The sequence below is a fragment of the Kitasatospora sp. NPDC094028 genome (assembly GCF_049543595.1).
In the GTDB taxonomy this organism is placed as follows: domain Bacteria; phylum Actinomycetota; class Actinomycetes; order Streptomycetales; family Streptomycetaceae; genus Kitasatospora.
This window is the reverse complement of the sequence record NZ_JBMVFA010000001.1, coordinates 404,741-417,961: the sequence shown is the minus strand read 5'-3', so window position 1 is coordinate 417,961 and position 13,221 is coordinate 404,741. Positions and strand designations below refer to the sequence as shown.

Here is a 13,221-nt window from a genome sequence, read left to right as displayed (position 1 = left end):
GCCCCTACGCGCCGAGCGCGACGCAGGCCCAGGCGCCGAGCGAGAGCGCCCCCGCCGCCCAGCCGACCGCGGCCGCCGTCCGGCCGCACGCGACGCCCCGGGCCCGCTGGAACGCGGCGATCAATGCGGCGATCGCGGCGCCCGCCAGGGCCAGGTGGGCCACCGACCAGCCCCAGTCGTCGAGCACCACCGACACCCAGACGACGAAGATCATCGCCGGTGTCCACAGGCTGGCCACGATCGCGCCGCCCGCCGCGCAGGCGACCCGGAACCGATTGCGGTCCCGGTAGCAGAACGGCACGGCGCATCCGGCAGCACTGAGCAGCTCGATGATCGGGACGACGAACGGCCAGCTGACGCCGGACAGCGCCAGCGTGAGCAGCAACGGCACGGTGAACACCGCGACGGCCACCCCGGCCAGCCAGCGGGCACTCGTCGGCACCGGCTCCATGGTTCCCCCCTGCATCCAGCAATCTGAACGCGTTCAAACCTAGCATGCAGGGGGGCGCCGATCACGGACGGAGGGCGGGGCGGTCAGCCCTACGGGGAGCTCAGCCCTCCGGGTAGAAGACGAACAGGGTGCAGCCAGTGCTGGTCGACGGCACGTGCCACGACCCCGCCGGGGCGTGCAGGAACGAACCGGCCGGGTAGTCACGCGCCCCGTCATTGAAGGTGCCGGCCACCACGTAAACCTCCTCCGGCCCGGGCGAGTGGACGTCCCGCCCCTCCCAGGTGGCGCCCGGCTCCAGCCGCACCACGTTCGCGGAAGCGCCGTTCGCCCCCTGCCACAAGGTCCGGAGCTGGATCCCGGGGAACAGCTGACGGGCCGGGACGTCGTCGACGAAGGCGGAGGTGTAGCCCTCCTGCGCAAGGATCTCTGGATGCATGCCCGCCACAGTGCCGTGCGCGAACCAAGGCGGGACAGGGCCTTCGAAGACAACGTGGGGCACTTTCCCGCCATGCAACGCGTGATGCGGGTGGTGTGCGTGGTGCAGATGGGTTTTCGAACTAGAAGAGACCGGCCCGCAGGTACGACGTGAGGTTGTCGACGATCTCGCGCAGCCACGGGTCACGGACCTGGGGCAGCCTCACCAGCGTGCTCCGGAACACACCCGGGTCGATCCGGAACCGGTACGGGGCGTGCGGCGCGGGCGGGTCGTCGCGCAGGACGCCGTCCGGCATGCCACCCGACGCGGGGACGGTCAGGTGCGGCCGCGGGAAGGCCAGCCACAGCCACACCTCGAAGGGCAGCGGCACCAGGTACGCCGGGGCGGCACCGTCGAGCGGGGACCACGTCTCCCCCGTCTGTGGGTGGGTCGGCACGAGAAGCAGGTCGGCGTCGGTGGCCGGCAGGCCCGGGCCGGCCAGGACGGCGTGCCGCGCGGATGGCCCCGGGGGCAGGAGGGCGTCGAGGGTGCGCTGGAACACCTCGGTGGCCAGCCCGCCCGGGACCGCCACCGGCCGCCGTTCCGAGGCGGCCAGCAGATGGGCGAGCGCGCGTCCTGCCGCGGCCTCCCACCGCGGGCTCCAGGACCACCGGTAGTTCAACCCGACGCGCGACCCCCAAGCGGCGATCGGCTCGAACGGGGGCGCGCCACCCTTGCAGTCGGCCATCAACTCCGCCCAGGAGAGCGGGGGTTCGGTGCCGGTTCCGTCGACGGGGACGCGGCGCACGACGTCCGGTTCGAGCCAGACCGCCTGCCAGAACGAGCAGTCGTCGATGCGGCTCGCCACCATCAGGCCGCACGCCTCGCAGGCCATGTTGGGGCCGTCGATCGCGTCGATGCCGCAGCAATAGCCACCGGCCTTCTCCAGGACCAGCACAGTGCCGCAGGCATCGCCCGGCGCGATGACGATCGCGCCGGGCCCGGACTCCGAATCCACGGCGAACGTGCCGGATTCCATGAGCACGGGGAGCTGGATCCCGTTGCCGTACTTCTGGTGGGCGTGGACCGGCAGAGCCACCTGGGACAGCCGATTGGTCAGCTCGGCGCCGCAGCCCGCGCAGACGAAGACGAACACATGCCCTCCGCTGGGAAAGAGGGGCATCGTCGCAGGTCCGGAGCGGTCGGCCAACCGGAATTTAAGAGCGCACCTCTCAGCCCGCCCCGTCGTTCGCGATCGCGGCGAGCACGCGGCGGCGGACGGTGGCCGACGCCTCGGGGAGCCAGCACGCCAACTCCGCTTCAAGGCGGCGTCGTTCCGCCCGCAGGAGCCGGGCGACGCGGGTGCGGGAGAAGCGGCGGAACCACCAGTCCCGGGTGCGGTCGATCACGCGGGATCACCCTCCTCGGGGTTCGCCCAGCGGATGCGCAGCTCGTACTCGCCGAACGGGAGGACGAGGGTGGGGTGTTCGGCGAGGTAACGGATCACGTCGCGCTCGGCGCACGGGCCGGTGAGGGCGCGCTCCAGGCAGTAGTGCTGCCATCTGGTCGTCGGGAGGAAGCAGATCGAGTCCCAAACGGCCGTGAGGGCGGAGTGGGAGAGCGGGCGGACGGCGGGCGGGCGAACGCCGGGGACCTCGACGAGGACGTCGTGGTCGGCCCTCACGCGTCCACCTCGCACCAGACGATCTTGCCGATGGGGTTGCGCGGGCAGCAACCCCAGCGGGTGGAGAGCGACTTGACGAGGTGCAGGCCACGCCCGGCCTCGTCGTCGAGGCCGGGCGCGGAGAGGATGGGCTCGCGGTCGCGGAGGGCGTCGTGCACCTCGATGCGGAGGCGGGTGGGGTCGACGTTGAGGGCGAGGTAGATGAGGTGGCCGGCGGGCGTGCCGTACTGGACGGCGTTGGTGACCAGCTCGGAGACGGCCAGGAGGCCGGAGTCGAGGAAGCGCACCCCGCCGGGGGTGAGGGCGAGGAGGGAGGAGAGGCGGCGGCGGGCCTCGCCGGGCGAGCGGCGGCTGCGCGGCAGCCAGATGGTCGAGGAGTTTCGGGACATGGCGAAGTCACCTTCCAGGCACATGAATGGAGAGGTCGATCGGCCGGCGCGGCGGCCCGTGCACATCCAGCACGAAGCGCCATGAGAGCGCGGCACAGCCATACGCCACGCATGTCACGGATAGACAACGCTTCGTTACTCACAGCATGGAGCACTCGCGTCATTGATCGCAAGGCAAGTCCTCGAAATATGAAAACTTTCAGATCCGATGGCAAGGTGCATGCCCTGCGCGCCTGCCGGTGGTGGCGAACCGTCACTCCTCGCATGCACACTGGTCCCCAAACGCTCTGGAGGTCTACGTAGATGGCAGTCGCAGTGCCAGCCGTGCGGTACCGACGCATCGCTGCTGAGCTGAAGCGGCTACGCGAGTTGAAGAACCTGTCAGCCGAAGAGGTGGTCGCCCAGGTCGAGGGCATTAACCTGGTGAAGCTGAGCCGGTACGAGAACGCCCGCGTCCAGCTGAAGCCCGACGTTGTCCGCGCGCTGCTCGACTTCTACGGGTGCGACGCGGAGCTCAAGGAGGTTCTCGTCGAGATCCTGCGGGACAAGCGTCGTCCCGGCTGGATGGCGGGCTACGAGCAGTTGAATCCGCTCTACACGGATCTGATCCGCCTCGAAGAAACAGCCATAGCCAACAAGTCGTATCAGTCCGCCTACATCCCCGGTCTACTGCAAACCCGGCAGTACGCCCACGCGATCATCTCCAGCGGCGTGATCAACAAACCGAGCGTCGAAGAACGTGTCGAGGTCCGGATCAACAGGCAATCCGTGCTGACCCGATCCGAAAACCCGCTCAAGCTATGGGCCGTGATCCACGAGGCAGCCCTCAGCATGAGTGCCGCTCCGGGCGTGATGACCGATCAGTTGGACAAGCTGCTGCAGTTCAGCCAGCTCCCCAATATCAGGATCCAGATCATGCCGGCCATGGCTCCGCCGCACCCTGGAATGACAGGGCCCTTTGCACTCTTGGAGTTTCGGCAACGCGATCTCGACCTGGTGCTGCTCAGCGGGATGCTCAGCAGTGACTGGGTCGAGGACCCAGACCAAGTCGACATCTACCGAGCGGCGTTCGACGAAATCATGGCAACGGCCCTGTCCCTCGACGAGTCGCGCAACCTCATCACACAGAAGAGAGACACGTTCAAGTGACCCACTTCCCTGTCGCCTCCGCACTCCCCGTGCAGTGGAAGAAGGCAACCGCCAGCAACCCGAATGACGACTGCATCGAGATGGCCAACGGCATCACCGGCATCATCCCGGTCCGGGACAGCAAGGACCCCCACGGGCCCGCCCTCGGGTTCACACCCGAGGCCTGGCAGTCCTTCGTCTCCGCCATCCGGGCCGGCGACTTCCCGATCAACCTCTGAACCAGCTGTCCAGGCGGCCCCGCGTACCACGCGGGGCCGCTCGTCCGCATTCACACTCCCCGCGCTCACCTGTCGCTCGGCTGCGCGGCGCGGGACAGGCGGCTCAGGCCATCTCCTGGTTGAAGAACGTCGCAGAGGAGTACGGCATATGAGAGATCGATCCCACGAAGCCACTTGGCGCAAGAGCACCTACAGCAATGGCGACGGCGACTGCGTTGAAGTTGCCGCCCATTCCCAAGGCATCGTTCCGGTTCGAGACAGCAAGGACCCGCGCGGCCCGGTTCTCGACTTCACTCGCGAGGCCTGGCAGGCGTTCATGGCCGCTATCCGAGCTGGCGAGTTCCCGGCCGCCCACTGACCCGGTACCGTGGGCTGCCCGCGCCGCGTGGGCAGCCCACGCTCAACTGGCAGCCGTAGGAGGTCATCCACATGTCAGCTGACCTGAACTGGCGCAAAAGCAGCTACAGCGGCAGCGAGGGCGGCAACTGCGTCGAAGTCGCCTCAGAGCTCCCCATCACCTGGCGGAAGAGCAGCCACAGCAACGCATCGGGCGGCGACTGCATCGAAGTCTCTGCTGACATCCCGGCCACCGTCGCGGTCAGAGACAGCAAGGACCCACACGGGCCGGCCCTGAGCTTCAGCTCCGAGGCATGGCAGGCGTTCGTCACCGAACTCAAGGCGGACGAGTTCCTTACCGCCTAGCAAGCCAAGCTCCAGCGGGCGGCCTCGCGCGCCATGCGAGGCCGCCCGCCTCCCACACGGCAGCCGCAGGAGGGCGTCCACATGCCAACTGACGCGAACTGGCGCAAGAGCAGCTACAGCGGCAGCGAGGGCGGCAACTGCGTCGAGGTCGCCTCGGCGCTCCCCGTCACCTGGCGGAAGTCCAGCGCCAGCAACCCGAATGACAACTGCGTCGAGTTCGGCCAGCTGGATAGCGCAATCGCCGTCCGGGACAGCAAGGACCCGAACGGGCCCGCGCTCACCTTCACCGCAGACGGATGGCAGGCATTCGTGGCCGGCGTGCAGGCGGGCGAGTTCCCGATCGTTCGATAGGCCAGCGCTCTGGGCGGCCCGGCGTGGTGTGCGGGGCCGCCCTCCTCCGCTTTCTCCCCTCCCAGGACTTATCCAGCTCTCATCCAGCCACCACTCAGACTCTCACCCCCCTCTCATCCGCCGCCCCTAGCCTCCGCCCCATGAACGTCTCGCTGCTCGACGGCTGGTTCCCGTGGACGGTCCAACTCCTGGCCGTCGCCCTGCTCGTGGCCTCCGCCAGCCGCCGGGACCGGGCGTGGCTCACCAAGTGGGGGCCGATCGCGCTCGGGACGGCCATCGCACTGACCGCGATCATCGCCGTCTGTGTCCTCTCCTTCGCCGGGATCACCGATCCACTCCCGTTCGGTGTCTGGCTCTGGAGCGGCGTCGCCCTCTCCGCCCTCACCGTCCTCGGCTTCGGGTGGCGCGGCGCCCGCTGGTGGCGCCGCGTCCTCGCCCCGCCCGCCGTGCTCCTCGCGCTGTTCTGCGCCGCCAACAGCGTCAACATCGCCACCGGCTACTACCCGACCCTGGACGACGCGGTCGGCGAGCTGACCGGCCAGCCCCTGCCCGACCAGCTCACCCTCGCCCAGATCGCCTCGATCCACGGCAAGACCAAGACCGGCCGCATCGTCCAGGTCGACATCCCCGACACCGCCAGCGGCTTCGCCCACCGCCAGGAGCTGGTCTACCTCCCGCCGGCCTGGTTCCGCAGCCTGACCCGCCCCAAGCTGCCCGTCCTGGAGATGATCGGCGGCGAGTTCGCGGCCCCCGACAACTGGATCCGCTCCGGCAACGCGGTCAAGACCGCCGACGAGTTCGCCGCCAAGCACAACGGCTTCGCCCCGATCCTCGTCTTCGTCGACGCCACCGGCGGCTTCCGGGTGGACACCGAGTGCGTGGACGGCCCGCACGGCAACTCCGAGAGCCACCTGGTCAAGGACGTCCCGCCGTTCGTCAAGAAGACCTTCAACGCGGCCACCGACCCGCACAAGTGGGGCGTGGCCGGCTGGTCGATGGGCGGCACCTGCGCCGTCGACCTGACCGTCGAACACCCCGACGTCTTCACCCACTTCGGCGACTTCTCCGGCGACAAGGGCCCGTACATCGGCGACAAGGAGCACACCGTCCAGGAGTTGTACGGCGGCAACGCCGATGCCTGGGCCGCCCACGACCCGCTGACCGTCCTCGCCCACCACGCCAAGTACCAGGGCGTCTCGGGCTACTTCGCCCAGGGTGACGAGGAACACGGCCAGATCGAGTCGGCGAAGCTCCTCGACGCCGCCGCGAAGAAGGACGGCATCCGCACCACCACCGCGGTCGGCTCCGGCAAGCACACCTGGCAGACCGGCGCGGCGAGCTTCGAGCAGGCCCTGCCCTGGCTCGCGCAGCAGCTCGGCGTCCCGGGCACCCGCCCGTAATCACCCGACACGCAAGCCCTTTGGGAGATCCTTGGCCCCACCCACTGTATCCGGGCCCAGGGCCCCCGCGCGCCCCACGCCGCCGACCACGAACGGCCGCCAACCCCCGCGCCGGTAACGGCGATCCGCCCCATCCGGTAGACCGCCGGTCCGCCACACCACGCGGCGAATCGCACACACCTTCCCCACCAACCCGCTGCAACTGCGGGCCCGAATCGAACCCTCCGGCGGAATTCGGCTTTGCTCCCGGCCGTCCGGTGTCATAGGTTTCCACCGCTGTCGAGACGGCCGTCGTCCCAGGCCAGCCCCGCGCCGGGGCGCCCGGGCGGTCGGACGGCGGCACACCACGGGGGAAGGAACAGCCATGCCGGGTGCCCGCAACGGACACTTGAGAAACCGTCAGCTCGCCGTCACCACGGCCGCCGCCCTGCTCTGCCTGGGCGCGCTGAGCGCCTGCGGCCCGAACGACGACAAGGGCGGGCAGGACGCGGGCAAGAGCGCCGCGCCGACCGCGACCGTCCCGGCCGTGGTGGCCGCCACGGCCGCACCCGGCGCCACCGGAGGGGCCGGCGGCGGTGCCAAGGGCAGCATCCCGGCCGCGGCCTGGATGAGCTCGCGCAGCGTCCCGATGGACGAGACGTACCACTGGGCCGCGCTGGCGCCCGTCGCCAAGCCGGTCACCGGTGACGCGGCGACCTTCAAGGGCATGGAGCTGTGCCGCACGCCCGTCGCCAAGGACGACGCGTGGCTGTACACCGGCAAGGCCGCCGCGCGGGCCGCGCTCAACGAGGGCGGCGCCGAGCACTGGACGGCCCAGCAGACCCTCGTGTACCACGGTGACCCGCGCCCCAGCAGCGGGGCCAAGCAGGCCACCAACCTCGCCTACGCGCACCTGGTCGAGGCGGTGAAGAACTGCGCGCAGTCGGTGCCGGGCGCGACCGTCAAGGTCGCCAGCGCCGACGACGCGCCGTACTTCGCGGCCACCGTCACCGTCCCGCAGCCGGGCGGCAGCACCGTCACGCTGCACGAGTACGCGGTCGCCGCCGGCGGCTCGGTGAGCGAACTGGCGGTCTTCGCCACGGCGAAGGCCGGCGCCCAGCCGAAGGACGCCTGGAAGGCGCCCGAGGACAAGTACGTCGGCACCGGCATGACGGCCCCGCTCTGCGAGGCCCTGCCCGGCTGCTGACGCCGCACTCGCACGACGCACCACCCACAGACGGCCGGTCGGCCCGTCCGGCACAGGGGACCGGACGGACCGACCGGCTTCACGTTCGGGCCGTCAGAGGGCCGTCATCGGGCCGCCGCCAGGCCGCCGTCAGGGCCTCACAGGCCCAGCCGGCTGAGCGCCGTCGTCCAGTCGCTCGCGATCGCGCCGCGCGCGGCCGCGAGGCTCACTCTGCCCCCGCACACCGCGGTCTTGAGCTTGTTCTCGACCTGGTCCTTGCTCTGCGCCGGCTGGTTGCCGTAGCGCGGCTCGGGCCACAGGTTGTGCGGGTCGCGCGGCGCGCCGCCCAGCTCCAGCGGCACCAGGTGGTCCTCCTCGTAGTCGGCCGGGTTGGTGTCGGAGTAGCCGTACTGCGCGATCTGCTGCGTCTTCAGCGCGTTGGTGTAGCTGGCCGGCGGGCGGACGGTGGCCGTCCAGCCGGAGACGCAGATGGTCTGGCCGATGGTGGCCTGGGTGACGGCCGGGTTGTACGCGCCCGGGGTGCAGGTCGGGTCGGGCAGCGGCAGCCGCGCGCGCGAGCAGCTCGCGGCCGTGCCGGTCTTGACCGGCGGCTTGCGCTTGGCGGTGGCGGCCTGCGCCGTCCCGCCGGCGAGCCCGGCGACGGCGAGGCCGAGGGCGGTCGCCGCGGCGACGACGGTGAGACGCTGACGGATCATCATGGGGCGCTCTCCTGGGGCCGGCCCGGCCTGTTGCCGGGCGACTGTGCCCATGACAGCAGCGGCCCCGTCCCGACCGTCAGCCCCAGGACGTGAACGACTCGTGACTTCCCCTCCACATCCGCGGCCGCACGCCGTCCCTCACACCTCCGCGCCCCCCGCGAGGGCCGCGCCCGTGCGGGTGCGCAGGTGCAGGGCGGTGCGGCCGCTGCGGCGGGTGGTGACCAGGCCCGCGCCGCGCAGGGCGCCGAGGTGCTGGGAGACGGCGCCGGGGGTGACCCCGAGCCGGTCGGCGAGCTGGGGTGTGCTCAGCGGCTCGCCGAGCAGGGCGAGCAGGGCGGCGCGGGTGCGCCCGAGGACGGCGGCGAGACCGGCGCAGGAGGCCCGGGGCTGCTCCCACAGCAGCCCGACGCCGGCGGCCGGGTAGCGGATCGAGGCGGCGGCGCGCGGGGAGTAGTCGACGACGACGTCCGGCCAGCCGAAGACGGAGGGCAGCAGCACCAGGCCGTGCCCGCCCGCCTCGACGGTCCACACCGCGTCGGTCCGGCGGCGGCCGTGCACCAGCAACTCCCCTTCGCGCCAGACCACATCGGCGTGCAGGTGGGCGAACAGGCCCTCCACGCCGCCGTCGACCAGGGCGACCGCCCGCCGGCCCAGGTCGGCCTCCAGCACCGCCCGCATCCGCGCCCAGTGCGGGGCCACCAGTTCGCCGTGGCAGCGCTCCAGTGCGTCCGCGACCCTCGCCAACAGGGCCTCCGGCGGCGGCAGTTCACGCGCCCGGGCGCCCAGCGCGGCGGCGCACTCGGCCGCGACGTACCCGGGGTCGCTCGCGCGCAGGCCGGCCAGCTCCTCGCCGAAGGAGGGCAGCCGCCGGTCCGGCACCGGGAACAGGAAGGACGGCAGGCAGCCCTCCACCAGGGCGCGCAGCAGCGGCAGTTCCGCCTCCCCGGCGAGCACCGGCCGGGCCGCGCGCACCCACGGCCGGTGCACGTCGTGCCCGCCGACGCCGAGCGCCGCCCGCACCCCGAGCACCGTCTCGGCCAGCGGCGACACCGCGAACCGCACCCTGGCCACCTCCGCCGCCGACAGCCGGATCTCCACCGCCACCCCGCCGCACCCCCTCGATCGTTTAGCCGTGGCTGAACGATAGCCGGGCCCGGCCGCGCCCCCGCAGGCTGTCCGCCATGGAGTCCTTCACCTCGTACGACGGCACCCGACTGGCCTTCCGCACCCTGGGCGACGGCGACGGCCCGCCGCTGATCTGCCTGCCCGGCGGCCCCGGCCGCGCCGCCGAGTACCTCGGCGACCTCGGCGGCCTGAACGCCCACCGCCCCCTGGTCCTGCCCGACACCCGCGGCACCGGCGCCTCCGCGATGCCCGCCGACCTGGCCTCCTGCCGGGTCGACCGGCTGGTCGCCGACGTCGAGGCGCTGCGCCGCCACCTCGGCCTGGAGCGGATCGACCTGCTCGGCCACTCCGCCGGCGGCAGCCTGGCCATGCTCTACGCCGCCGCCCACCCCGAGCGCCTGGCCAGCCTGGCACTGGTCACCCCCTCGTTCGCCGGGGTCGGCCTGCCCTCCGACCTCGGGGTGCGGGAGGTGATCGCCTCCCGCGCCGCCGAGCCCTGGCACGCCGGGGCCGTCGCCGGCTGGGAGGGCATGCAGTCCGCCCGGACCTTCGCCGAGGCCGCGCCGTACCGGTTCGCCTTCGAGCCGCTGATGTACGGCCGCTGGGACGACGCCGCCCGCGCGCACGCCGCCGCCGACCCGGCGCAGCGCTCGCTCCCGGTCAGCGAGCACTACTACGCCGGCTACGACCCCGACACCGAGGGGCTGCGCCGCCGCCTGGGCGCGCTGCCCTGCCCGGTGCTGCTGCTCGCGGGCGGGGTGGACCTGTGGCCCACCGCGGCGTCGGCCACCGAGGCGGCGGCACTGTTCCCGGACGTGACCCTGGCGGTGCAGCCGGGCGCGGGGCACTACCCGTGGCTGGACGACCCGCGGGCGTTCACCGGCACCGTGGCGGCGTTCCTGTCCTCGGCCGGGCGGCGGCCGGCCACCGCCTGAACCGGGCCACCGCCTGAGCCGGGCCGCGGCCGGGACCGGGCCCGAGGCAGGGGCAGGACCGGGGCGCGAGGCAGGGGCAGGGCCGGGGCCGCCCCGGCCCTACGCCTGCAGCAGTCGCGCCAGCAGCCCCGCCGGCCCTTCCGGCAGGCTGCCGTGCAGCAGTTCCGTCCGGTGCACCAGCCGCGGCGCCGCGACCGGCACGTACGCGACGCCGCCGTCCGCGTCCGCGGGCGCCGGCTCGGGCAGCAGCGCCAGCCCGTGCCCGGTGGCGATCAGCGCGAGCAGCCCGTGCAGGTCGGTGCCGTGGTAGTGGGCGGCGGGGCGGAAGCCGTCGACGCCGGTGGCGGCGCGCAGCCGGGCGGCGCCGGGGGCGAGGTCGGGGGCGTCGAGCCAGCGGGCGGCGGAGAGGTCGGCGAGGGCGAGGCCGGTGCGGCCGGCGAGGGGGTGGCCGGTGGGGAGGGCGACGGCGACGGGGCGTTCGTCGACGGCGAGGGTGGTGAGCGGGCCGACTTCGGGCAGCGGCAGCGGGTCGCTGGGGGCGGCGAGGCCGTCGACGAGGGCGAGGTCGAGGTCGCCGGTGGCGACCTGGGCGGGCAGCGCGTCGTGGCCGAGGACCCGGACCTCGACCTCGGTCCCCGGGTACTCCCGGCGCACTTCGCCGAGTACGCGCCCCAGCCGCGCCCCGATCGCCAGTGGGGTCGCGCCGAGCACCAGCCGGGCGCTCGCGGCGCCGGCCAGGCGTGCGACGTCGGCGCGCGCCGCCGCGAGCCGGACGAGCAGCGGTGCGGCGTGTTCGAGCAGCCGCTGTCCGGCGGCGGTCGGGCCGACCGGGCGGCGGACGAGCAGGGCGGTCCCGAGGTCGGCTTCCAGGGCGGCGATCTGCTGGGAGACGGCGGACTGGGTGTAGCCGAGTTCCCGGGCGGCTTCGGAGAAGGAGCCGAGGCGGGCGACGGTGACGAAGGTGCGCAGCTGCTGCGGGTCCACGGCGGTCATCAACCGATCTGATCGGGGATTCAGAAATCATCGTTGGATCTGATCCACGATGCGGGGTCAGGATAGCCCCATGACCTCCCTGACCCCGCGGGTCGCCCTCGTCGGCGACCGCTCCCCCGCTGTCCGCTCGCACACCCGCATCCCCGGTCTGCTCGACGCCCTCGCCGAGCGGGACCGGCTCGTCCTGGACGCCTACTGGATCCCCACCGAGGACGCCGGCGGGCCGGGCGCGCTCCACGGCTTCGACGCGATCTGGCTGCTGCCCGGCAGCCCGTACCGCAGCGAGGCGGGCGCGCTGGCCGCCGTCCGGACGGCCCGCGAGCACGGCATCCCGTTCCTGGGCACCTGCGCGGGGTTCCAGCACGCGGTGCTGGAGTTCGCCCGCAACGTCTGCGGCCTCACCGACGCCGTCCACGCCGAGGAGGACCCGGACCGGCCCGAGCAGGTGATCGCACCGCTCGCCTGCTCGCTGGTCGGCCACGAGTGCGCGGTCGAGATCACCCCCGGCACGCTCGCCGAGCGCGTCCTCGGCACCACCCGCACCGTCGAGCGCTACCTGTGCGCGTACGGGCTGAACGCCGACTACCAGGAGCGGCTCACCGCACACGGCCTGCGCTTCAGCGGCACGGACGAGGCGGGCCAGGCCCGCCTCCTGGAGCTGCCGGAGCACCCGTTCTTCCTGGCCTCGCTGTTCCAGCCGGAGCTGGCCGGCGACGGCACCCGGGCGCACGCCATGATCCGCGCGCTGGCCTCCGCCGCGGTCCGCCACGCGGACGGGGCCCGGCCCGCGGCCGCGGCCGCGGCCACCGAACAGTCCCTCCCGGCCTGACCCCGGGCCGTCCCGGCCGGCCCCGGGACCGCGCCGACCCGACCCGGGCCTGGCCCCGGGACCTGCCGATGTGGCGCCGGGGGGCGTCAAATCGGCAGCGACCGCAGCCGCACCGGCCCCTCCGGCCAGGCGGCGCCCGCCACCAGCGGCGCCCACATGGTGCGCAGCGGCATCTCCGCCAGCCGCCCCTCGGGCTGCTCGACGGTGACGACCTCGGCGACCTCGCGGAAGCCGAGCTTGCGGTAGAGCCCGGCCTTCTCCGGGCGGCAGAACAGCAGGGCGTAGCGGTGGCCGAGTTCGCGGGCGTGGTCGAGCGCGGCGCCGACCACGGTCCGGGCGAGGCCGCCGCCGCGCTGGTCGGCGGCGACGCAGACGCCGCCGACGCCCATCGCGGCCAGGTCGGTGCCGCCCACGGTGAGCTGCAGCGCGCGCAGGCCGGTGTGGGCGACGAGCCGGCCGCCCTCGGCCCGGATCCCGAAGTGGATCTCCTTGGGCAGCCAGCTGAGTCCGGTGTAGGCGACGCCGTACAGGTCGTCGCCGGGGCCCAGGATCTGCTCCTGCTCGGCCTTTCCGTACTGTGCCAGCCGTTCGGCTTCGGCCGAGAAACGATCACTCATTCCGTCATGCTCTCCTCTCCGAACTCCGTTGACCAGCCTTTTCCCGGCCACTCGCCCCCGGTCCGCGCCGGGGTGCGCC

19 protein-coding genes are annotated in these 13,221 nt (G+C 72.9%); 9 read left to right on the top strand and 10 right to left on the bottom strand.

The features are described 5' to 3' along the window. Nucleotides 1–4: 4 nt before the first annotated feature. From ACPC54_RS01935 to ACPC54_RS01910, 6 genes are all read right to left on the bottom strand, one after another. A complete protein-coding gene (locus ACPC54_RS01935) occupies nucleotides 5–466 on the bottom strand; it encodes a hypothetical protein (protein WP_498960121.1) in 462 nt (153 codons plus the stop codon). 85 nt (nucleotides 467–551) lie between these two features. Beyond that, complete coding sequence (locus ACPC54_RS01930; protein WP_498960119.1) at nucleotides 552–887, bottom strand: cupin domain-containing protein; 336 nt, start codon at nucleotides 885–887, stop codon at nucleotides 552–554. 121 nt (nucleotides 888–1,008) lie between these two features. Further along, entirely contained in the window at nucleotides 1,009–2,022 is a 1,014-nt protein-coding gene (locus tag ACPC54_RS01925; RefSeq protein ID WP_498960117.1) for a hypothetical protein, read from the bottom strand. Between the two features lie 76 nt (nucleotides 2,023–2,098). Further along, complete coding sequence (locus ACPC54_RS01920; RefSeq protein ID WP_498960115.1) at nucleotides 2,099–2,275, bottom strand: hypothetical protein; 177 nt, start codon at nucleotides 2,273–2,275, stop codon at nucleotides 2,099–2,101. Next, nucleotides 2,272–2,550 (bottom strand): hypothetical protein, encoded by a 279-nt coding sequence (locus tag ACPC54_RS01915; protein WP_498960113.1) that lies wholly within the window; start codon nucleotides 2,548–2,550, stop codon nucleotides 2,272–2,274. Before ACPC54_RS01915 ends, ACPC54_RS01920 begins: the two co-directional genes overlap by 4 nt. Beyond that, entirely contained in the window at nucleotides 2,547–2,939 is a 393-nt protein-coding gene (locus ACPC54_RS01910; protein ID WP_498960111.1) for an ATP-binding protein, read from the bottom strand. Before ACPC54_RS01910 ends, ACPC54_RS01915 begins: the two co-directional genes overlap by 4 nt. A 303-nt stretch (nucleotides 2,940–3,242) precedes the next feature. Here ACPC54_RS01910 and ACPC54_RS01905 point away from each other — a divergent pair, with 303 nt between their 5' ends. The 7 genes from ACPC54_RS01905 to ACPC54_RS01875 all read left to right on the top strand — a co-directional run bounded on the left by ACPC54_RS01905 (nucleotide 3,243) and on the right by ACPC54_RS01875 (nucleotide 7,945). After that, nucleotides 3,243–4,088 (top strand): helix-turn-helix domain-containing protein, encoded by an 846-nt coding sequence (locus ACPC54_RS01905; protein WP_498960109.1) that lies wholly within the window; start codon nucleotides 3,243–3,245, stop codon nucleotides 4,086–4,088. Beyond that, nucleotides 4,085–4,306 (top strand): DUF397 domain-containing protein, encoded by a 222-nt coding sequence (locus tag ACPC54_RS01900; protein WP_498960107.1) that lies wholly within the window; start codon nucleotides 4,085–4,087, stop codon nucleotides 4,304–4,306. Before ACPC54_RS01905 ends, ACPC54_RS01900 begins: the two co-directional genes overlap by 4 nt. Before the next feature lie 148 nt (nucleotides 4,307–4,454). Next, nucleotides 4,455–4,664 (top strand): DUF397 domain-containing protein, encoded by a 210-nt coding sequence (locus ACPC54_RS01895; RefSeq protein ID WP_498960106.1) that lies wholly within the window; start codon nucleotides 4,455–4,457, stop codon nucleotides 4,662–4,664. Nucleotides 4,665–4,735: 71 nt separating this feature from the next. Then, nucleotides 4,736–5,008, top strand: a complete 273-nt coding sequence (locus ACPC54_RS01890) for a DUF397 domain-containing protein (RefSeq protein WP_498960103.1) — start codon at nucleotides 4,736–4,738, stop codon at nucleotides 5,006–5,008. A gap of 81 nt (nucleotides 5,009–5,089) precedes the next feature. Next, the gene (locus tag ACPC54_RS01885) at nucleotides 5,090–5,359 is read left to right on the top strand and encodes a DUF397 domain-containing protein (protein ID WP_498960101.1); all 270 of its coding nucleotides are present in this window, start codon (nucleotides 5,090–5,092) and stop codon (nucleotides 5,357–5,359) included. Between the two features lie 140 nt (nucleotides 5,360–5,499). Beyond that, nucleotides 5,500–6,759, top strand: a complete 1,260-nt coding sequence (locus ACPC54_RS01880; protein WP_498960099.1) for an alpha/beta hydrolase — start codon at nucleotides 5,500–5,502, stop codon at nucleotides 6,757–6,759. Nucleotides 6,760–7,147: 388 nt separating this feature from the next. Beyond that, nucleotides 7,148–7,945, top strand: coding sequence for a hypothetical protein (locus tag ACPC54_RS01875; RefSeq protein WP_498960097.1), 798 nt, complete (start codon nucleotides 7,148–7,150; stop codon nucleotides 7,943–7,945). 137 nt (nucleotides 7,946–8,082) lie between these two features. On the opposite strand, the gene ACPC54_RS01870 is transcribed toward ACPC54_RS01875, so the two are convergent. Together ACPC54_RS01870 and ACPC54_RS01865 are read right to left on the bottom strand one after the other, a co-directional pair. Then, entirely contained in the window at nucleotides 8,083–8,643 is a 561-nt protein-coding gene (locus tag ACPC54_RS01870) for a hypothetical protein (RefSeq protein WP_498960094.1), read from the bottom strand. A gap of 138 nt (nucleotides 8,644–8,781) precedes the next feature. Further along, the gene (locus ACPC54_RS01865) at nucleotides 8,782–9,747 is read right to left on the bottom strand and encodes an ArsR/SmtB family transcription factor (RefSeq protein WP_498960092.1); all 966 of its coding nucleotides are present in this window, start codon (nucleotides 9,745–9,747) and stop codon (nucleotides 8,782–8,784) included. A gap of 77 nt (nucleotides 9,748–9,824) precedes the next feature. Between ACPC54_RS01865 and ACPC54_RS01860 the strand changes: the two genes are divergently transcribed. Beyond that, entirely contained in the window at nucleotides 9,825–10,703 is an 879-nt protein-coding gene (locus ACPC54_RS01860) for an alpha/beta fold hydrolase (protein WP_498960090.1), read from the top strand. 99 nt (nucleotides 10,704–10,802) lie between these two features. Here ACPC54_RS01860 and ACPC54_RS01855 read toward each other — a convergent pair whose 3' ends face one another. Beyond that, nucleotides 10,803–11,696 carry a LysR family transcriptional regulator gene (locus tag ACPC54_RS01855; protein ID WP_498960088.1) on the bottom strand — a complete coding sequence of 298 codons (894 nt, stop codon included), beginning with the start codon at nucleotides 11,694–11,696 and terminating at the stop codon, nucleotides 10,803–10,805. 70 nt (nucleotides 11,697–11,766) lie between these two features. Here ACPC54_RS01855 and ACPC54_RS01850 point away from each other — a divergent pair, with 70 nt between their 5' ends. After that, complete coding sequence (locus ACPC54_RS01850; protein WP_498960085.1) at nucleotides 11,767–12,525, top strand: CTP synthase C-terminal region-related (seleno)protein; 759 nt, start codon at nucleotides 11,767–11,769, stop codon at nucleotides 12,523–12,525. Between the two features lie 86 nt (nucleotides 12,526–12,611). Here the strand turns inward: ACPC54_RS01850 and ACPC54_RS01845 are convergent, their stop codons facing one another. Then, complete coding sequence (locus ACPC54_RS01845) at nucleotides 12,612–13,142, bottom strand: GNAT family N-acetyltransferase (RefSeq protein WP_498960083.1); 531 nt, start codon at nucleotides 13,140–13,142, stop codon at nucleotides 12,612–12,614. Between the last annotated feature and the right edge of the window lie 79 nt (nucleotides 13,143–13,221).